Raw genomic sequence first — 19,248 nt, forward strand, 5'->3', positions numbered from 1 at the left:
TACGACGCAGACCGCGGCTCGCGCCACGCCCATTCCATATCGCGCAGCCTCGCTCTCTGTGGGAGCGGCGTAAGCCGCGATCGCATGCTCGCGTAACTTCGGACCGGATCGCGGGCGGCCGAAATCGCGGCTTACGCCGCTCCCACAGGAAGCAGGCGGCGCCTACAGCGGCCGGGTCAGAAAATCGCCGATCGCCGCCGCGACCGCGTCGGGGTCTTCCATATGCAGATGATGCCCACCGGGCACCGCCGCGCTTTCGCCGTGGCGCAGCCGCGCGATGCGCGCGTTGCGCAGGTCGGCGTTGAAGTACTGGAACGCCGGCTCGACATAGATGACCCGGGTCGGGCACTCGATGGACGCGATCACGTCGCCGACCTGGGCTTCGGTCATGCGCACCGCGGTGGCCAAGGTCAGGCGCGGATCGCTGCGCCAGACATAGCCGCCGGCCGCGTCGTCGGCGTAGCGGCCCGCGGGCACCGGCGCGATGCCGCGCTCCACCAGCAAGCGCGCCACCGGCTCGCTGAGGCCGTTGGCCTGCATGCGCGCGCGCACCGCGGTGGCGATGTCGCCGAACACGCGCAATTGCTTGCCCGACAAGGCGGCCTGATCGGCGAAGGCCTCGCGCAGGCGCGCGGCGGTGCGGGTTTCGACTTCCGACAAACCGCCCAGGGCCTCGATCAACTGCAGGCGTTCGATCCGCTGCGGCGCCGCGGCGGCCATCAGGCTCGCGGTCGCGCCGCCCATGGAATGACCGAGCAGGGCGAAACGCTCCCAGCCCAGCGCGTCGGCGACCGCAAACGCAGCGCGCGCGGCGGCGACCAGGGTGTATTCGGCGGCCGGCGGCAGGTGCGCGCTGACGCCGTGACCGGGCAGGTCCGGCGCGACCAGGTCGAAGCCGGCCAGATGCGGCGCCAAGGGCACGAAGCTGGCGGCGTTGTCCAGCCAGCCGTGCAAGGCCAGCAGACGCGGCCCGCCGTGCACGCTGTTGCGCAGGCCGCCGAGCCGACCGAACGGCGTGTCGACCACGAACTCGCGCAACGCCGGCGCGGCCGCCGTGCCGTCGCCGCTCACGTCCAGCGCTCCAGTTGCTCGCGCGCGATCGCCGCCAGCGCGGCCGCGTGCGCGGGGCTGTCGTTGAGGCAGGGGACGTAGCGCAGTTCGCCGCCGCGGCGGGCGAAGTCCTCGGCCAGCATCATCGCCACTTCTTCCAGGGTTTCCAGGCAGTCGACCGCGAAACCCGGCGCGACCACGTCGACCCGGCGCAGGCCGCGCGCGGCCAGGGCTTCGAGCGTGTTGGCGGTGGCCGGCTCCAGCCAGCGCTCGCGGCCGAAGCGCGACTGGTAACTCAGCGTCCAGGCCTCGTCGGCCAGGCCCAGCGCCTGCGCGATCGCGCGCGCGCTGGACTCGCATTGCTGCGGATAGGGGTCGCCGTCGTCGGCCAGGCGCTGCGGCAGGCCATGGAAGGAAAACAGCAGGTGCTCGCCCGCGCCGTTGGCCTCGCGATAGTCGCGCACCGAGGCGGCCACCGCGGCGACCCAGTCGGGGCTGCGGTAGTAGTCGTCGACCATGCGCGTGGTCGGGCCTTCGCCGCGCGCGATCACGTCGGCCACCGAGGCCGAGGTCGAAGTCGAGTACTGCGGGTACAGCGGCAGCACCAGCAAACGGCGCACGCCCTCGGCGCGCAGCTGCTGCAGGCGGCGGCGCAGCGAGGGTTCGCCGTAGCGCATCGCATCGAGCACGCGCGCCTGCGGCAGTTCGCGCTGCAGCGCGCGCGCCAGGCGCCGGGTGTACACGGCCAGCGGCGAACCGCCGTCCTCGCCGGGGATCCAGATGCTGGCGTACTTGTGCGCGACCCGCGACGAGCGCAGCGGCAGGATCGCGAAGTGCAGCAAGGGACACCACAGCCAGCGGGTCAGGCTGACCACGCGGCGATCGTGCAGGAATTCGGCCAGATAGCGGCGCACCGCGGCCGCGGTCGGCGCCTGCGGCGTACCGAGATTGACCAGCAGCACGGCGGTGTCGGGCGCGGCTCCGGAGGCGGAGCCGGCATGGGTATCGGTGGTCGCGGGGGCGATGCTGGCGTTGGCGGGCATGCCTATAGGATGACAGCACCGGCGCGGCCGGGCAGCATGCGCGGGTCGCGTCGCGCGCTCGCGACGGTTCCGTGGCGATTCATCGCCGCGTCACTAGCCTGAACCCTGGCGCGCTCGCGCGGTCGAACGCTGCGTCAGTCCGCCTTCCCCGCATTCCCCCGCCGGAGTCCGTCCATGTCCCGTCCGTCGCGTCTCGCCGTCCTCCTGCTCAGCCTGAGCTTCGCCGCATCCGCCGTCGCCGGCCCCGATGAGGACGCCCGTGCGCGCAACGCGGTGCGTGTGCTCGGTGACATCCAGCAGATTCCGGAGTCGGCGATTCCCGACAAGCTGTTCGACGAGGCGCGCGCGATCGTGGTCGTGCCCGACACGCTCAAGGTCGGCCTGGTGGTGGGCGGCCGTCGCGGCCACGGCCTGGTCTCGGTCAAGAATCCCGACGGCACCTGGTCCAACCCCAGCTTCGTCAAGCTCACCGGCGGCAGCGTCGGCTTCCAAGCCGGCGTGCAGTCCTCGGACATCGTGCTGGTGTTCCGCGGCGAGCGCGGTCTGGACTCGATCGTCAACGGCAAGGTCACCCTGGGCGCCGATGCCGGCGTCGCCGCCGGCCCGGTCGGCCGCAGCGCCGCGGCCGCCACCGACGGCCAGCTCAAGGCCGAAATCTGGTCCTGGTCGCGCGCACGCGGCCTGTTCGCGGGCGTGGCCCTGGACGGCGCCGTGCTGCAGATCGACGACCAGGCCAACCAGGTCGTGTACGGCAACGGCACCACGCCGCGCATGATCTTCGAAGGCCGTTCGGCGCAGGCGCCGTCGGAGGCGGTGATCGACTTCCGCGACCGCCTGGAGGAGGCCAGCGCGACCGCGCGCGCCAATCGCCAGGAAGAGCCGCGCCCGGCCACCGGCGCCACCGTCTACCCCTCTACCCCGGCCTCCGCCGCGCCGGCCGCGCCCGTGGCTCAGCCGGCCGCGCCCACCGAGCCGGTCAACGAGCAGAACCAGACCAAGGTCGAGCCGCTGCCTTAAGCGCCGCGACGGCCCGTTCAGCCCCACCATGCCTGCGGTCACGGGTTCCGTAACAAGGCTTGCGGTATCCTGAGCGTCCCAACTCTGGCGGAATCACACATGGGCGGTTTGAGTCTTTGGCACTGGCTGATCGTGCTGGTGATCGTGGTGCTGGTGTTCGGCACCAAGCGCCTGAAGAACGTGGGCCAGGACCTCGGTGAAGCGGTGAAGGGCTTCAAGAAGGGCGTGCAGGACGAAGACAAGCCGGCCGCGCAGCTCCCCGACGAAACCCGGCGCGACGACGCCAACGCGCAGACGCGCAACGACGAACAAACTCCGCGCTGATACGCCTTAGCGTTCCCCACGGCGGTCTTGAGGGCGTTCCCGGCGCGCGGTCATGTTCGACATCGGCTTTTCCGAAATCTTCGTCATCGCGGTCGTGGCCCTGCTGGTGCTGGGCCCCGAGCGACTGCCCAAGGCCGCGCGCTTCGCCGGTCTGTGGGTGAGGCGCGCGCGCGCGCAGTGGTATTCGGTGAAGTCCGAGCTGGAGAACGAGCTGGCCGACGAGGAACTGCGCCGCAGCCTGCGCCAGACCCAGGCCGATTTGCGCGAGGCCCAGGAAAGCCTGCGCAACCAGATCCACGACAGCCGTGACACCGTCCAGCGCGAACTGCGCGAGGCCGAACGCAGCGTCGAGTCCTTGAACGAGGCGCCGGCGTCGGAACCGACCGCCGAGCCCACCGCGCTCCCCGCCGCCACCGCGACGACCCAAGACGATGAGCGACGCTGACCCGCGCGCGGCCGCTTCGGCCGAGGACGAGGCCGCCGCCGAGCCGCGCCTGCTCGATCATCTGATCGAACTGCGCGCGCGCCTGCTGCGCGCGGTGGTCGGCTTGCTGATCGTGTTCCTGGCGCTGATGCCGTTCGCCTCGGACATCTTCTCGCTGCTGGCCGGCCCGCTGCTGGGCAAGCTGCCGGAATCGGGCAAGCTGATCGCCGCCGATCCGGCCGGCGGTTTCTTCGTGCCGGTCAAGCTGGCGTTCTTCACCGCCCTGTTCGCGACCGTGCCCTGGCTGCTCTATCAGGCCTGGGCCTTCGTCGCGCCGGGCCTGTACAAGCGCGAGAAGCGCCTGGCCCTGCCCTTGCTGGCCTCGGCGGTCACGCTGTTCTACGCCGGCTGCGCCTTCGCCTATTTCCTGGTGCTGCCGGCGGTGTTCGGCTTCCTGGTCAAGTTCACCCCGTCCGTGGTCGCGATGACGCCGGACATCGGCAAGTACCTGGACTTCGTGCTGGTGATCTTCCTGGCCTTCGGCGCCAGCTTCGAGCTGCCGGTGGCGCTGGTGATCCTGGTCCTGCTGGGCTGGGTCACGCCGCAGCAGTTGCGCGAGGCGCGCGGCTACGCGGTGGTCGGCATCTTCGTGATCGCCGCCGTGATCACCCCGCCGGACGTGGTCTCGCAGCTGATGCTGGCGATCCCGATGTGCGTGCTCTATGAGCTGGGCATCGTCGCCGCCAGCTGGATCAAACCGCGCGAGCCGGAAGCCACGGGCTGACCGGACTCGCGGCGCCGGTCGTCGCGACCGGTCGTGGTGGTGGCGCGGTCGCGGCTTGCGCCGCTCCTACCCCAGAGCGAAGCCCCCCTGTAGGAGCGGCGCAAGCCGCGACCGCGCCACCGCACTCCCGCCGAACCAGCGCTTCCCGACGCAAATCCGAGCGTAGCGGTCCCGCACTCGCGCCTTGTTTCAAATCCGCCAGATTCGGCAAAGAGCCTGCGCACCGCGCGTTCGCAGGCCCGCGCGCCTGCTCCGCACCCGCCGACGGGACGCTGCGATGCACGCGCGCCGCTGACGCGTTTGCTGCGATGCACAATAATGCCCAGTCTCCTTCTTTTCGGACCCCGCCATGGCCGATGCCGGCATACCGACGTCCCAGCCACTGTCGCCGCGCCAGATCGGTCTGATCCTGTTCGCGCTGGCGATGGGCGGCTTCGCCATCGGCACCAGCGAGTTCGTGGTGATGGGCCTGATGCCCGACATCGCGCGCGGCCTGGCGGTGACCGAGCCGCAGGTCGGCCATGTGATCAGCGCCTATGCGCTGGGCGTGGTGGTGGGCGCGCCGCTGCTGGCGATCCTGGGCGCGCGCCTGAGCAGACGTTCGCTGCTGCTGGCGCTGATGGCGTTCTATGCGTTGGGCAACGTCGCCAGCGCGTTGGCGCCGAACTATCCGACCATGCTGCTGTTCCGCTTCATCGCCGGCCTGCCGCACGGCGCCTACTTCGGCGTCGCCGCGCTGGTGGCCGCGGCGATCAGCCCGCCCGAGCAACGCGGCGTCGCGGTCAGCCGGCCGCTGCTGGGCCTGGCGATCGCGCTGCTGATCGGCAATCCCTTCGCGACCTGGCTGGGCCAGGTGCTGGATTGGCGCTATGCCTTCGGCCTGGTCACCGCGATCGCGGCGCTGACCGTGGTGCTGGTGGCGCGCTGGCTGCCGCCGGATCCGGCCGAGCCGCGTCAGGACCCGATCCGCGAACTGCGCGATTTCAATCGCGCGCCGGTGTGGCTGACCCTGGGCATAGGCGCGATCGGATTCGCCGGCATGTTCTGCGTGTTCGGCTATCTGGCGCCGACCCTGATCCACGTCACCGGCGTGCCCGAGTCGTGGACGCCGTTCGCGCTGATCGCGTTCGGCATCGGCGGCATCCTGGGCAATCTCGCCGGCGGTTGGCTGTTCGACCGCCTGCAGTTCCGCGCCGCGGCGGCGGTGCTGCTGTGGTCGACCTTGCTGCTGCTGATCTTCCCGATCGCCGCGCAGTCGGTGTGGGCGGTGCTGCCGGCGGTGGTCGCGGTCGGCACCATGGGCGCGCTGGCGCCGGTGCTGCAGGCGCATCTGATGGACGTGGCGGCCGATGCCCAGACCCTGGCCGCGGCCTCCAATCACTCCGCCTTCAACGCCGCCAACGCGCTAGGCCCCTGGCTGGGCGGCATGGCGATCACGGCCGGCTACGGTTGGACCTCGACCGGCTACATCGGCGCCGCGACCGCGGTGGCGGGCTTGCTGATCTATCTGTGGGCGCGCCGCGATCTGCGGCGCGCGGCGCCGTTGGAGTCGCCGGCGTGTTGATATTCGGTCGCGACGCGGCCGCTTAGCCGCGCCTCGGATGCCAGGATCGGAGCGTTGGCGGCCCGGCCTCAGGCTTCGATATGGCCGTCGCTGCCGGTGCCGGCCGACGCCGCCGGCAGGGGCGCTTCGCCGAGCAGACCGCGCCAAGCGTAGTACACCACGCCGCCCATCAGCGGCAGCATCACCGACATCAGCAGCAGCTGAGCGACGAACATCGCCGGCATCTGTCCGATCGCCAGCGCCAGCACGTACATCAGCAGATTGCAGGCCAGGCTCATCGCGAACACAGCGATGAACAGCAGCAGGGTCATCATCAGCAGCGCGCCGAGGTTGCGCATGCAGGCGCGGAAGCTGACCGCCATCGCCGCGAACGCGCCGCGCTCGGTGAACATCACATCGGGGATCGCGAGGAAAGTGAACAAGCCCGCGACCAGGCCGACCACCAGCGCGACCAACAGCCAGCCCATCATCCGGCCCGCCGGCAGCTTCTGGGCGAGCTCGGGGTCGGGGTTGGTCTTCATCTGCTCCATCACTTGCGCGATGTGTTCCAGCTGCGCCGGACCGATCATCACCACCAGCAGCACCACCAGCACGGCCAGCGCGATCAGCTGCGGCAGCAGCATCGCCAGCAGACGGCCGCCGCGGCCTTCGCGCAGACCTTGCAGCAGGTGACCGGGCGCTGGGCTGCGGCCCTGGTCGACCTCGCGCGCAGCGTAGATCACACCGCCGAACAGGATCGGGCCCAGCACCGCCAGCACCAGGCTCATCCAGACCTGGCCGGTGAACGAGGCCAGCGCCGACAGCCCGCCCCAAATCAGGCCGAGTATGCTCAGTGCCACCGGCGCCTTGCGCAGCAGGGCGAAACCGCCGAGCACCCATTCCGCTCCGGCCGAGAGCGGTACCTTGCGAATCTGCGTCATTCGGATCTGTTCCCCGGCCCTAGGGCCTGTAGTTGCCGCATGCGTTCGTATCGCCGGGACCGCTTCAGCGGCCGTGCAAGCCGCGCGCGTGATGCACGAACCGGCGCAGCACGCGGCGCGCGTGCGGCGTGGCGGTGATGTTGCCGGCGATGGTCTTCGGGCAATGCCCTTCGCGCTGCAGCGCGACCTTGCGCGCCTGCACGTAGCCGCGCATGTGGGTGGCGCTGAATTCGGGATGGAACTGCACGCCCCAGGCGCGATCGCCCCAGCGGAACGCGTGGCAGGCGTCGTGCACCGAGCGCGCCAGCACGGTCGCGCCGTCGGGCGCGCGCAGCACGGTCTGCAGATGCGTGGCCTGGGCCTCGAAACGCGCGGGCAGGCCGCCGAACAGCGGATCCTCGCTGGCCTGCGCATGCAGCTCCAGCGCGATCGTGCCCATCTCGCGGCCTTGCGGGTGATCGCCGACTTCGCCGCCCAGCGCATGCGCGAGCAGCTGGTGGCCGTAGCAGATGCCCAGCAGCGGCATGCCGGCGTGCGCGGCGTCGCGCAGCCAGGCCGCGCTGCGCTCGCTCCACTCGGCGCGGTCGGTGACCATGGCGCCGGAGCCGGTGACGATGGTGCCGGCGAAGCCCTCGCGCGTGGGCAGCGCCTCGCCGGCCTCGACGTTGACCGTCACCGCCTCGTCGCGCTCCAGACCCGCGGCCACGCGGATCCAATGCGGAAAGCCGCGGTGGCGGCGCATCGTGGCGACCGGCTGACCGGTCTCGAGGATCAAGAAGGGGGCGCTGTTCATTCCTGCGGGGGCAATACCGATACGACTTCGGGAATTGTAGTCAATCCCAAGGCCACCTTTTCGGCCGCGGCCACCCGCAGCGAACGCACGCCCTCGGCGGCGGCGGCGCGGTTGAACGCGGCCAGGTCCAGATCGGGCCGGATCATCCGGCGCAGGGCGGGCGTGATCGGCAGCAGTTCGTACAGGCCGACCCGGCCCAGGTAGCCGGTGCGGCGGCATTCCAGGCAGCCGACCGGGGCCTGCGCGCCGGCGCCGGAGGGCGGCGCCTGGCCGAGGCCCAGCAGGGTCTGCCATTCGGCCTCGCCCAGGGGGCTGGGCCGCTTGCAGTGCGGGCACAGGGTGCGCACCAGGCGCTGCGCGAGCACGCCGTTGAGCGTGGACGCGACCAGGTAATGCGGCACGCCCAAGTCGAGCAGGCGGGTGATCGCCGAGGCGGCGTCGTTGGTGTGCAGGGTCGACAACACCAGGTGGCCGGTCAGCGCGGCCTGCACCGCCATCTGCGCGGTCTCCAGGTCGCGGATCTCGCCGATCATGATGATGTCGGGATCCTGGCGCAGCAGGGTGCGCACGCCGCTGGCGAAGTCCAGGTCGATCGACGGCTGCACCTGCATCTGGTTGAACTCGGGCGCGATCATTTCGATCGGGTCCTCGACGCTGCAGACGTTCACGTCCGGCGTCGCCAGCTGCTTGAGGGTGGAATACAGGGTGGTGGTCTTGCCCGAGCCGGTCGGCCCGGTGACCAGCACGATGCCGTGCGGGCGCTGCACCAGGTCGTTCCAGCCGGCCGATTCCTGGGCGCTGAAACCCAGTTGGTCGATCGACTTGAGCGCGGTGTCGGGATCGAACAAACGCGCCACGCACTTCTCGCCGAACGCGGTGGGCATGGTCGACAGACGCATTTCGACCTCGCGCCCGCCCGGCGAGCGCGTCTTGATGCGGCCGTCCTGCGGGCGCCGGCGCTCGGCCAGGTCCATGCGGCCCAGCACCTTGATGCGGCTGACCACCGCGTTCATCACCGGCGGCGGCATCTCGAACACCTTGTGCATCACGCCGTCGATGCGGAACCGCACCCGGCCGATGTCGCGGCGCGGTTCCAGATGGATGTCGGACGCGCGCTGCTCGTTGGCGTACTGCAGCAGCCAATCGACGATGTGGACGATGTGGTGGTCGTCGGCGCCGACCTCGCCGACCCGGCCCAGCTCGACCAGCTGCTCGAAGCTGGGCATGCCGGTGTTCTGTTCGCGATTGCCGTCGCGGGCGCCGCGCACCGAGCGCGTCACCCCGAAGAACTCCATGGTGTAGCGGTGCAGGTCCAGCGGATTGACCACCGCCAGCTCGATCTCGCGCCGGGTCAGGTGGCGCACGTCGGGCAGCCAGTCCAGGTCGTTGGGCTCGCTGGTGGCGATCAGCACGCGGTCGGCGCTCACCGCCAGCGGCAGAATCCGGTGCCGGCGCGCATACGCATGCGAGACCACCGCGGTCGCGGCCGGCACGTCCACGCGGGTCGGGTCGATGCGCAGGTAGCGCAGGCCGGTGACCTGGGCCAGCCACTCGCTCAGCCGCTCCAGGCCCAGATCGGTGCCCGGGGTCTGGCCGGAGGCGAGCTTGAGGTTGGCGATCAGGACCAGCGGGTGGACGTCGCTGGCGTGGCGGGCGCCGGCCGGCAGCTGCACGCGCTTGACGTCGTCCGGGCCGATCAGGCCGTCCTCGGCCAGGGCCGCGGCCACGCGTTCCAGGCTCAACCGGCCCGGCGGCAGACGCGGCGCGCCGCGACCGGGCGCGGCCGTGGATTCGGAACCTTGCCGATATTCCACCGGGTACCGCTCCTGCCTGCTCAGACATCATGGGGGCGGCCGCTATACTAGCGCGCCCCGTGCAGGGCACTCTTTGAACATGTCTGCGAAATCGCCAGCGACAGGGACGAACGCACCCACGTTCCAGCAGCTCATCCAGCGCCTGAACGCCTATTGGGCCGATCAGGGCTGCGTGCTGATCCAGCCTCTCGACCTGGAAGTCGGTGCCGGCACCTTCCATCCGGCCACGTTCCTGCGCGCGCTGGGCCCGGAGCCGTGGAATGCGGCCTACGTGCAGCCCTGCCGCCGTCCCACCGACGGCCGCTACGGCGAAAACCCCAACCGCCTGCAGCGCTACTACCAGTACCAGGTGGCGATGAAGCCCAGCCCCGACAACATCGTCGAGCTGTACTTCGATTCGCTCAAGGCGCTGGGCGTGGATCCGCTGGTGCACGACCTGCGCCTGGTCGAGGACAACTGGGAATCGCCGACGCTGGGCGCCTGGGGCCTGGGCTGGGAAGTCTGGCTCAACGGCATGGAAGTGACCCAGTTCACGTATTTCCAGCAGGCCGGCGGCCTGGAGTGCCGGCCGGTGCTGGGCGAGATCACCTACGGTCTCGAGCGCCTGTGCATGTATTTGCAGAACGTCGACAACGTGTTCGACCTGGTGTGGACCTACGGGCCGGATGGCACGCCGGTGACCTACCGCGACGTCTATCACCAGAACGAAGTCGAACAAAGCGCCTACAACTTCGAGCATGCCGACGTGGCCGAACTGTTCCACCGCTTCGACGCCTGCGAGCGCGAGGCGCTGAAGCTGATCGAACTCGGCCTGCCGCTGCCGGCCTACGACCAGGTCTGCAAGGCCAGCCATTCCTTCAACCTGCTCGATGCGCGCCGCGCGATCAGCGTGACCGAACGCCAGCGCTACATCCTGCGCGTGCGCCGCATCGCTCAGGGCGTGGCCGAGGCCTATCACGCGCAACGCGAGAAGCTGGGCTTCCCCGGCTTGAAGCGCGCCGATGCGCAGGAGGCCGCGTGATGTCCGACGCCACCTCCCTGCAGCCGCTGCTGATCGAGCTGGGCACCGAGGAACTGCCGGTCAAGGCCCTGCCCGGTCTGGCCCAGGCCTTCTTCGACGGCGTCATCGACGGCCTGGCCAAGCGCGGCATCGCCTTCGACCGCGACGGCGCCAAACCGCTGTACACCCCGCGCCGCCTGGCCGTGCTGCTGCCCGGCGTCGCCGTCGAGCAGCCCGAGCAGAAGTCGGAAGTGCTGGGCCCCTATCTCAACATCGCCCTCGACGCCGACGGCCAGCCGACCAAGGCCCTGCAGGGCTTCGCCGCCAAGGCTGGCATCGACTGGACGCAGCTGGAGAAGACCAGCGACAACAAGGGCGAGCGTTTCGTCCACCGCGCCACCAAGCCCGGCGCGCAGACCCGCGACCTGCTGCAGGACGTGATCCGCGACGCGCTCATCGCCATGCCGATTCCCAAGCCGATGCGCTGGGGCGATCACGACTACGGCTTCGCGCGTCCCGCGCATTGGCTGGTCGTGCTGCTGGGCAAGGACGTGGTCGAGGCCGAAGTGCTGGGCGTGCGCAGCGACCGCATGAGCCGCGGCCACCGCTTCATGCACGACAAGCCGGTGTGGTTCAGCACCCCGACCGACTATGTCGAGTTCCTGCGCGGCGCCAAGGTGCTGGTCGATCCGGACGAGCGCCGCGAGCGCATCGTGCTGGAAGTGCAGAGCGCCGCTCATGCCCACGGCGGCAGCGCGCGCATCGACGACGGTATCCTGGAAGAGGTCAACGGCCTGACCGAATGGCCCAAGGCGATCGCCTGCGGCTTCGAGGCCGAGTTCCTGGCGGTGCCGCAGGAAGCGCTGATCGCGACCATGGAAGCGAACCAGAAGTTCTTCCCGGTGCTGGACGCGAGCGGCAAGCTCAGCGAGCGCTTCGTCGGCATCGCCAACATCGAAAGCCGCGACGAGTCGGAAGTGCGCAAGGGCTACGAGCGGGTGATCCGTCCGCGCTTCGCCGACGCCAAGTTCTTCTTCGTCGAGGACATGAAGCAAGGCCTGGCCTCGATGAACGAAGGCCTGAAGACGGTCAAGTACCAGGACAAGCTGGGCACCGTCGCCGACAAGGTCGCGCGCGTGGCCGCGCTGGCCGAAGCGGTGGCCGAGGCTGCGGGCGTGGATCCCCAGCTCGCGCGCCGCGCGGCGGAACTGTCCAAGGCCGACTTGCAGTCGCGCCTGGTCAACGAGTTCCCGGAGCTGCAGGGCATCGCCGGTCGCTACTACGCCGCGGTCGAGAACCAACCGCTGGAACTGGCCGCCGCGCTCGACGAAGCCTACATGCCGCGCTACGCCGGCGACGCGATCGCGCCGTCCAAGCTGGGCCAGGTGCTGGCGATCGCCGAGCGCCTGGACACGCTGGCCGGCGGCTTCGCCGCGGGCCTCAAGCCGACCGGCAACAAGGACCCGTTCGCGCTGCGGCGCAATGCCTTGGCGCTGGCACGCACGCTGATCGAGGGCGTGCTCGACCTGGACCTGCTGCGCTCGCTGGACAGCGGCCACAACGCCGCGGCCGAAGCGATCGCGCGCAACGAGCTGCTGAGCAAGGACGACGGCAAGCGCAGCGGCGCGCCCAAAAGCGACGCGCGCAGCGCCGCCGAACAGATCGCCGAGCTGCAGGACTTCGTCTACGACCGTCTGCGCGGCTACTACGCCGACCAGGGCGTGCCCGCGCAGCAATTCGAAGCGGTGTCGGCGCTGCGCCTGGGTTCGCTGGTCGATCTCGACCGTCGCCTCAAGGCCATCGCCGAATTCGCCAAGCTGCCCGAAGCCGAAGCCCTGGCCGCGGCCAACAAGCGCATCCGCAACATCCTCAAGAAGGTCGAAGGCGAGCTGCCGACCGCGATCGATCCGGCGCTGTTCGCCGAGAACGCCGAACGCGAGCTGGCCGAAGCGGTGGACGCCGCCGTCGCCGACACCGATCCGCTGCTCGCGCAGCGCGACTACGTCGCCGTGCTCGGCCGCCTCGCGCGCCTGCGCCCGCAGGTGGACGCGTTCTTCGATGGCGTGATGGTCAACGTCGACGATCCGGCCGTGCGCAACAATCGCCTGGCCCTGCTCAAGCGTCTGTCGGACCGCCTCGGCAGCGTCGCGGCGATCGAGCATCTGTCGATCTGAATCGCAACCGCGCTGAGCCACGCGCCGCGCTGCTGCCCCCTTGGAAAAAGGTGGCAGCGGGCGCGTAGCCCGCGCAGGGGATTCGCTGTTGCTGGTGCTCTGACGCTTAGAAGCAAATCCCCCCTCGCCCCCTTTTCCAAAGGGGGAAGCAAAATGCAAAGGGGTGTAGGTATGCATTCGATACGCCTGCACATTGCATCACGCGCGCTTAACACGATGCTCGGCCGCCACGCGCGCGCAAGCAATGCCCGTCTTCGTTGGTTATCCTGCCCGCATGCCCCCGTTCCCCCGCCTCGCCCTCGCCGCCGCCCTGACCCTTGGTGCCGCCGGCGTGGCCCAGGCCGCCACCGTGACCTCGGTGGAGATCCACGGGCTGGACGAGCCCATGACGATCAACGTCCGCACCTCGCTGTCGCTGGTGGACGCGATCGGCAAGGACGTGTCGGGCCGGCGCCTGGGCTATCTGTTGCGCGAGGCCGAGAACGAGACCCGCGAAGCGCTGGAGCCGTTCGGTTACTACTCGCCCACCATCAAGGTCGAGGACACCCGCACCGGCGGCAACGCACGCGGTCCGGGCGCAACGCCCGCGGCCGACGCCACTGCCGCGCCCGCCGCGTCGGCGGAGGCCGGCGCCGCCAACGCGGAACCGGCACAGGCCGACTCCGCGGTCGCCACACCCAGTGAGGCGCTCGCGCGCGCCGAGCGTGCCAATGCCAGCGCGACCACGCCCGACCCCAACGATCCCAATGCGCCCGCGCCGCGCTCCAACGCCAAGGTCGTGGTGGTCATCACGGTCGACAAGGGCGAGCCGGTGCGCGTGCGTCGCTCCGACGTGGCCATCCTCGGCGCCGGCAGCGAGGACCGTTATCTCAAGGAAGACCTGGCCGCGTTCAAGCCCGACGTAGGCGACGTGTTCAATCACGCGATCTATGAGGCGGCCAAGACCAAGATCACCCGCCGCCTGGCCGAGCGCGGTTATTTCGACGCCGACTTCACCTCGCGCCGGGTCGAGGTCACGCGCGCCGAGCGCGCCGCCGATATCGACCTGGTCTGGAGCAGCGGCGACCGCTACGACATGGGCCCGATCACGTTCGAGCAGACGCCCAAGCGCATCATCCGCGACAGCCTGCTCGACAAACTGGTGTACTGGGAACAGGGCAGCTACTACCACCAGGGCAAGCTCGACCGCTTCCGCGAATCGCTGGCGCGGCTGGATTATTTCGCCAGCATCGACATCGAACCGCAGCCGGAAAACGCGGTCGACGGCGAAGTGCCGGTCAAGGTCACCCTGACCCCGGCCAAGCGCAGCATCTACACCGCCGGCCTGAGCTTCGGCACCGACAGCGGCGCCGGCGTGCGCATGGGCGTGGAGCGCCGCTACGTCAACGATCGCGGCCACAAGGCGCTGGCCCAGGTCGACTGGGCCGAGAAGCGCAAGACCGCGACCCTGCAGTACCGCATCCCGGCCTTCACTTGGCTGGACGGCTGGTACACCGTCAGCGCCCAGCTCGCCGACGAACAGACCGACTACATCGACTCGCGCCGGATCGAGATCGTCGCCAGCCGCAGCGGTCAGATCGATCGCCACTGGAACGCGACCGCGTCCGTGCACGTGCTGCGCGAACGCTGGGCCTATGCGATCGACGACGACGACGACGCCAGCACCCCGGTCGACTATCGCAGCGCCACCTTCACCTATCCCTCGCTGCGCGCCGAATACGTCAATGCCGACGACCGCATCTATCCGCGCAACGCCTTCGGCGCGACCGTGATGCTGCGCGGTGGCGTCGAGGGCGCCGGCTCCGACGCCAGCTTCGCCCAGGCCCACGCCAGCGCGCGCTGGTACCGCGGCATGGGCGCGCGCAGCCGCCTGATCGCGCGCGGCGAGCTCGGCCACACCTTCACCGACGCCCTGATCGACATGCCGCCCAGCCTGCGCTTCTTCGCCGGCGGCGACCGCAGCATCCGCGGCTATGCCTGGCGCGAAGTCGGCCCGCGCATTCCCGGCAACGACGGCAAGCAGTACGCGCTGGGCGCGAAGAACGTCGCCACCGGCAGCATCGAGTTCGAGCAGTACTTCAACGACAGCTGGGGCGCGGCGGTGTTCGTCGACAGCGGCAGCGCGTTCGACGGCACGCCCGATTGGCACACCGGTGTCGGCGTCGGCCTGCGCTGGCGGTCGCCGGTGGGGCCGCTGCGCGTGGACATCGCGCGCGGCCTCAACGATCCGGATTCGGGCTTCCAGCTTTATCTCAACATCGGCGCCGATCTCTGACGCGCCGCGCGATCCACGCCCCAGGACAGACCGCACACGGACATGAGCGACACGCCTAAGACCGCCGCAGAACTGCTCGCCGAGCGCCGCCAGCGCCGACGCGCGGCCGCGCGCCGCTGGGCCTGGCGCAGCAGCTTCGTCGCCGGCGCGCTGACCCTGCTGATCGCGTTCGCGGCGTACTGGCTGCTGGCCACGGTCGGCGGCCGCGACGTGCTGTTGAACCAGATCAAGGCGCGTCTGCCCGCCAACGCCAGCTTCACCTGGCGCGACGCCGACGGCCCGGCCTCGGGCCCGCTGACCTTGCGCGGCGTGCATTTCAGTTACGAGGGCATCGACTTCCGCGCCGAGCGCGTCTACGTCGACACCGCGATCCGTCCGCTGCTGGGCCGCAAGCTGCGCCTGGACGCGCTGCAGGTCGAGGATGCGACCCTGGACGTGCCCAAGAGCAAGGAGCCTTTCAAGCTGCCGAGCTGGCCCGATGTGCTGCCCGACATCGCGCCGCCGCTGTCGCTGCAGGCCGACGACGTGCGCGTGGACCGCATGAAGGTCAGCCAGGCCGGCGAGCACATCATCGACATCCGCCGCCTGCGCGGCGGCCTGGATGCGCAGAGCGGCCAGCTCAAAGTGGAGAAGCTCGCGATCGACAGCGACCGCGCGCGCATCACCCTGCACGGCGAGTACGTGCCGCGCGACGACTACCGCACCGACCTGGTCGCCACCGCGGTGCTGCCGGCGCGCGCCGGCCGCACGCCGCCGCGCCTGGGCCTGGTCGCGAAGGGCGACCTGTCGCGCATGAACGTCGCGATCTCCGGTTACGCGCCCGGCCCGGTGCGCGCCACCGCGACCTTGCGCGGCAAGGACGATCCGCGCTGGCAGGTGCGCGCCAAGGCCGATGCGCTCGACCTCGGCCTGCTGCTGTCGGCCGACGCCGAACCCAGCGAAACGCCGCTGGCGGCGCAGTTCGACATGCACGGCGTCGGCGGCGCGGCCGAGCTCAGCGGCAGCTTCGCGCAAGGCGATCTGCGCGCCGAAATCCTGCCGTCCAAGGTCAGGTTGGAAGAACAGGTACTGGACGTGCAGCCGCTGGCCCTGCGCATCTTCGACGGCACCGCAACCCTGCGCGGCCACGCCGACTTCACCGACGCCGAGAACGGCCGTTTCAAGTTCGCGGTCAACGCGCGCGGACTGCGCTGGGGCGGCACCGCGCCCGCGCCCACCGCGAAAACGCCGGTGGCGCCCGCCGCCGCGACCACGCCGGCGATCGTCGCCGACGCCGACCTCGGTTTTGCCGGCACGGTCAAAGCCTGGGCCGCGATCGGCAACGCGCGCATCGAACGCGACAAACAAGTCGCAACGGTGCGCTTCGATGGCCTAGGCAACGAGCAGGGCATGAAGCTCAAGGCGCTGCAGGCGCAGATGCCGACCGGCCGCCTCGACGGCAAGGGCGACGTGGCCTGGGCGCCCAAGCTGGGCTGGAACTTCGACGCCACCCTGGCCGGCTTCGATCCTGGCTATTTCGCGCCCGACTGGAAGGGCGCGGTCAACGGCAAGCTGGTCACGCGCGGCGACACGCGCGGCGACGGCGGCCTGGAGATCGCGGTCGACGCCAGCCAACTCGGCGGCCGCCTGCGCGATCGTCCGCTGCAGGGCCGTGGCCGTTTCCTCATGCACGGCGCCGCCACCGGCAAGAGCGACGACGCCTTTGAAGGCGAGGTCGCGTTGTCGCTGGGCGGCAGCCGCATCGACGCCAAGGGCAAGCTCGCCAATACCCTGGACGTGGACGCCAAGTTCTCGCCGCTGCAACTCAACGACCTGCTGCCCGACACCGCCGGCAGCCTGCGCGGCACGCTCAAGCTCAGCGGCGCGCGCACCGCGCCCAACATCGACGCCGACCTCAGCGGCAGCGGCCTGAAGTACGGCGACTACCGCGCCGAGACCCTGCTAGCCAAGGGCCGGCTGCCTTGGACCGGGCGCGGCGGCGCGATCGAAGTACGCGCGAGCGGACTGGACGCCGGCCTGCCGATGGACACGATCGCGATCGACGCGCGCGGCGCGGTCGAGTCGCTGCAGCTGCAGGGCAATGCACGCGGCGAGATCGGCACGCTGGAGCTGTCCGGCCACGCCGACAAGCGCGGCGCGACCTGGCAGGGCGCGTTGGCGACGCTGCAACTGGCGCCGAGCAAGGGCGCTTCCTGGCGCCTGCAACAAGCCGCGCAGTTCCGTTGGGACGGCAGGAATGGTGCGCTCAGCAACGCCTGCCTGGCCTCCAGCGGCGGCGGCTCGCTGTGCGCGAATGCCGACTGGCCGCGACGCGGACTGGACGTCAAAGGCCAGGGCCTGCCGCTGACGCTGGCGCAACCCTATCTGCCCGAGCGCGCCGACAAGCGGCCGTGGGTGCTGCGCGGCGAGATCGCGATCGACGGCGAGTTGCGCCCGGTGGGCAACGCCTGGCGCGGCCAGGCCACGGTGACGTCGGCCGGCGGCGGCATGAAGTTCAGCGAACGCGCACGCCGCGAACCGGTGCGCTACAGCAACCTCAGCCTGCGCGCGACGTTCGACCCGCGCCGCATCGAGGCCGACCTGGACGCGGTGGTCAACGACGACGGCCGCCTCGACGCGCGCATCGCCACCGGCTGGGACGCCTACTCGCCGCTGGAAGGCGACATCGCGCTCAACACCGACGAGCTGACCTGGGTCGAGCTGTTCTCGCCCGACATCGTCGAACCCAAGGGCAAGCTCGACGGTCGTATCGGCCTGAGCGGCACCCGCGACGCACCGCGCCTGAGCGGACAGGCGCGCCTGAGCGAGTTCAGCACCGAACTGCCGGCGCTGGCGATCGCGCTGCAGAACGGCGACGTGCGCCTGGACGCGCAAGCCGACGGCACCGCGCGCATCGTCGGCAGCGTGCGCTCGGGCGAGGGCACGCTCAACATCGACGGCAGCCTGGGTTGGCAGGGCGACGACACCCCGCTGGTGCTGAACCTGCGCGGCAAGAACGTATTGATGTCGGACACGCGCGATCTGCGCGCGGTCGCCGACCCCGATCTGACCGTGCGCTACGCCGCCAAGCAGCCGCTGCAGGTCACCGGCACGGTCGCGATTCCGTCGGCGCGCATCGATCTGGAGCGATTGGACCAGGGCGTGTCAGCCTCGCCGGACGTGGTCGTGCTCGACCCCGCGGATCCGGAAGACACCGGCGATTCGCCGCTGGATCTGGACCTGACCCTCGCCCTGGGCAAGGACGTCAAGCTCAACGGCTTCGGCCTGGACGGCAGCCTGGAAGGCCAGATGCGCGTGCGCGCGCGTCCCGGCCGCGAGATGACCGCGAGCGGCCGCCTCGATGTCGACGGCCGCTACCGCGCCTACGGCCAGAAGTTGCAGATCACCCGCGGCCACTTGGCGTGGTCGAACGGGCCGGTGTCCGATCCCATCCTCGACGTGCGCGCCGAACGTGAAGTCGGCGAAGTCACCGCCGGCGTCGACATCAGCGGTCGCGCCAGCGCGCCGCAGGTGAACGTGTGGTCGAACCCGGCCAGCTCGCAGTCCGAAGCGCTGGCGTATCTCGCGCTAGGCCGCCCGCTGTCCAGCGCCAGCGGCGACGAGAGCCGCCAGCTCAACGCCGCCAGCGCCGCGCTCTCGGCCGGCGGCAGCCTGCTGGCCTCGCAGCTGGGCGCCAAGATCGGCCTGGACGACGCCGGCGTGATGGAAAGCCGCGCGCTCGGCGGCTCGGTGCTGGGCGTGGGCAAATACCTGTCGCCGCGTCTGTACGTGGGCTACGGCGTGTCCCTGCTCGGCACCGGCCAGGTGCTGACGCTGAAGTATCTGCTGCGCAAGGGTTTCGACATCGAGATCGAATCCAGCACGATCGAGAACCGCGCTTCGATCAACTGGCGCAAGGAAAAGTAAGCCGCACGCCAGAAAACTTTCGTTTCGGCGCGCCGAAGGATTCAACGCGCTGGCGTCGAGCCGGCTTGCGCTCGATTCGCGAACTGCATCACAGCGCAACCGTGGCAGCGAGCGCCGCCGCCATCGCTTTCGCGTGCCCGCAGGGCCCAAGATTTGCGCG

The 19,248-nt window shown here is 70.3% G+C and carries 13 protein-coding genes and 1 pseudogene; 9 read left to right on the top strand and 5 right to left on the bottom strand.

Annotated features, from left to right (window positions below):
• Nucleotides 1-162 precede the first annotated feature (162 nt).
• Entirely contained in the window at nucleotides 163-1,038 is an 876-nt protein-coding gene (locus BMZ45_RS15240; RefSeq protein WP_091637756.1) for an alpha/beta fold hydrolase, read from the bottom strand.
• Nucleotides 1,039-1,067: 29 nt separating this feature from the next.
• Complete coding sequence (hemH, locus tag BMZ45_RS15245; RefSeq protein WP_091637393.1) at nucleotides 1,068-2,093, bottom strand: ferrochelatase; 1,026 nt, start codon at nucleotides 2,091-2,093, stop codon at nucleotides 1,068-1,070.
• 174 nt (nucleotides 2,094-2,267) lie between these two features.
• Here hemH and BMZ45_RS15250 point away from each other — a divergent pair.
• The 5 genes and pseudogenes from BMZ45_RS15250 to BMZ45_RS15270 all read left to right on the top strand — a co-directional run.
• A pseudogene (locus tag BMZ45_RS15250) lies at nucleotides 2,268-2,963 on the top strand (lipid-binding SYLF domain-containing protein); the annotation flags it as partial.
• A gap of 246 nt (nucleotides 2,964-3,209) precedes the next feature.
• Nucleotides 3,210-3,434 carry a Sec-independent protein translocase subunit TatA gene (tatA, locus tag BMZ45_RS15255; RefSeq protein ID WP_056177630.1) on the top strand — a complete coding sequence of 75 codons (225 nt, stop codon included), beginning with the start codon at nucleotides 3,210-3,212 and terminating at the stop codon, nucleotides 3,432-3,434.
• A gap of 52 nt (nucleotides 3,435-3,486) precedes the next feature.
• Complete coding sequence (gene tatB / locus BMZ45_RS15260; RefSeq protein WP_091637395.1) at nucleotides 3,487-3,879, top strand: Sec-independent protein translocase protein TatB; 393 nt, start codon at nucleotides 3,487-3,489, stop codon at nucleotides 3,877-3,879.
• Complete coding sequence (gene tatC / locus BMZ45_RS15265) at nucleotides 3,866-4,642, top strand: twin-arginine translocase subunit TatC (RefSeq protein ID WP_091637396.1); 777 nt, start codon at nucleotides 3,866-3,868, stop codon at nucleotides 4,640-4,642. The genes tatB and tatC overlap by 14 nt, the downstream gene beginning before the upstream one ends.
• A gap of 349 nt (nucleotides 4,643-4,991) precedes the next feature.
• A complete protein-coding gene (locus BMZ45_RS15270; RefSeq protein WP_091637397.1) occupies nucleotides 4,992-6,206 on the top strand; it encodes an MFS transporter in 1,215 nt (404 codons plus the stop codon).
• 68 nt (nucleotides 6,207-6,274) lie between these two features.
• On the opposite strand, the gene BMZ45_RS15275 is transcribed toward BMZ45_RS15270, so the two are convergent.
• The 3 genes from BMZ45_RS15275 to BMZ45_RS15285 form a co-directional block, all read right to left on the bottom strand.
• Nucleotides 6,275-7,126 carry a BPSS1780 family membrane protein gene (locus tag BMZ45_RS15275; protein WP_091637398.1) on the bottom strand — a complete coding sequence of 284 codons (852 nt, stop codon included), beginning with the start codon at nucleotides 7,124-7,126 and terminating at the stop codon, nucleotides 6,275-6,277.
• A 64-nt stretch (nucleotides 7,127-7,190) separates the two neighbouring features.
• On the bottom strand, nucleotides 7,191-7,919 hold the full coding sequence (locus BMZ45_RS15280; RefSeq protein WP_091637399.1) for a glutamine amidotransferase: 729 nt from the start codon (nucleotides 7,917-7,919) through the stop codon (nucleotides 7,191-7,193).
• A complete protein-coding gene (locus BMZ45_RS15285; RefSeq protein ID WP_091637400.1) occupies nucleotides 7,916-9,733 on the bottom strand; it encodes a GspE/PulE family protein in 1,818 nt (605 codons plus the stop codon). Before BMZ45_RS15285 ends, BMZ45_RS15280 begins: the two co-directional genes overlap by 4 nt.
• 79 nt (nucleotides 9,734-9,812) lie before the next feature.
• On the opposite strand from BMZ45_RS15285, the gene glyQ reads away from it, so the two are divergent.
• From glyQ to BMZ45_RS15305, 4 genes are all read left to right on the top strand, one after another.
• Nucleotides 9,813-10,754, top strand: a complete 942-nt coding sequence (gene glyQ, locus BMZ45_RS15290) for a glycine--tRNA ligase subunit alpha (RefSeq protein WP_091637401.1) — start codon at nucleotides 9,813-9,815, stop codon at nucleotides 10,752-10,754.
• A complete protein-coding gene (gene glyS, locus BMZ45_RS15295; protein WP_091637402.1) occupies nucleotides 10,754-12,907 on the top strand; it encodes a glycine--tRNA ligase subunit beta in 2,154 nt (717 codons plus the stop codon). The genes glyQ and glyS overlap by 1 nt, the downstream gene beginning before the upstream one ends.
• Nucleotides 12,908-13,181: 274 nt before the next feature.
• A complete protein-coding gene (locus BMZ45_RS15300; RefSeq protein WP_175489094.1) occupies nucleotides 13,182-15,182 on the top strand; it encodes an autotransporter assembly complex protein TamA in 2,001 nt (666 codons plus the stop codon).
• Nucleotides 15,183-15,224: 42 nt separating this feature from the next.
• Nucleotides 15,225-19,088, top strand: a complete 3,864-nt coding sequence (locus BMZ45_RS15305) for a translocation/assembly module TamB domain-containing protein (RefSeq protein ID WP_091637403.1) — start codon at nucleotides 15,225-15,227, stop codon at nucleotides 19,086-19,088.
• Nucleotides 19,089-19,248 lie beyond the last annotated feature (160 nt).

It is taken from the genome of Lysobacter sp. cf310, from assembly GCF_900114355.1.
Taxonomy (GTDB): Bacteria; Pseudomonadota; Gammaproteobacteria; order Xanthomonadales; family Xanthomonadaceae; genus Lysobacter.

Bases quoted from the DNA above. Each gene is read 5' to 3' on its own strand.
- glyQ (WP_091637401.1), top strand. From the start codon at position 9,813: ATGTCTGCGAAATCGCCAGCGACAGGGACGAACGCACCCACGTTCCAG.
- tatC (WP_091637396.1), top strand. From the start codon at position 3,866: ATGAGCGACGCTGACCCGCGCGCGGCCGCTTCGGCCGAGGACGAGGCC.
- BMZ45_RS15305 (WP_091637403.1), top strand. From the start codon at position 15,225: ATGAGCGACACGCCTAAGACCGCCGCAGAACTGCTCGCCGAGCGCCGC.
- tatA (WP_056177630.1), top strand. From the start codon at position 3,210: ATGGGCGGTTTGAGTCTTTGGCACTGGCTGATCGTGCTGGTGATCGTG.
- BMZ45_RS15300 (WP_175489094.1), top strand. From the start codon at position 13,182: ATGCCCCCGTTCCCCCGCCTCGCCCTCGCCGCCGCCCTGACCCTTGGT.
- BMZ45_RS15270 (WP_091637397.1), top strand. From the start codon at position 4,992: ATGGCCGATGCCGGCATACCGACGTCCCAGCCACTGTCGCCGCGCCAG.
- BMZ45_RS15280 (WP_091637399.1), bottom strand. From the start codon at position 7,919: ATGAACAGCGCCCCCTTCTTGATCCTCGAGACCGGTCAGCCGGTCGCC.
- tatB (WP_091637395.1), top strand. From the start codon at position 3,487: ATGTTCGACATCGGCTTTTCCGAAATCTTCGTCATCGCGGTCGTGGCC.
- glyS (WP_091637402.1), top strand. From the start codon at position 10,754: ATGTCCGACGCCACCTCCCTGCAGCCGCTGCTGATCGAGCTGGGCACC.
- hemH (WP_091637393.1), bottom strand. From the start codon at position 2,093: ATGCCCGCCAACGCCAGCATCGCCCCCGCGACCACCGATACCCATGCC.
- BMZ45_RS15275 (WP_091637398.1), bottom strand. From the start codon at position 7,126: ATGACGCAGATTCGCAAGGTACCGCTCTCGGCCGGAGCGGAATGGGTG.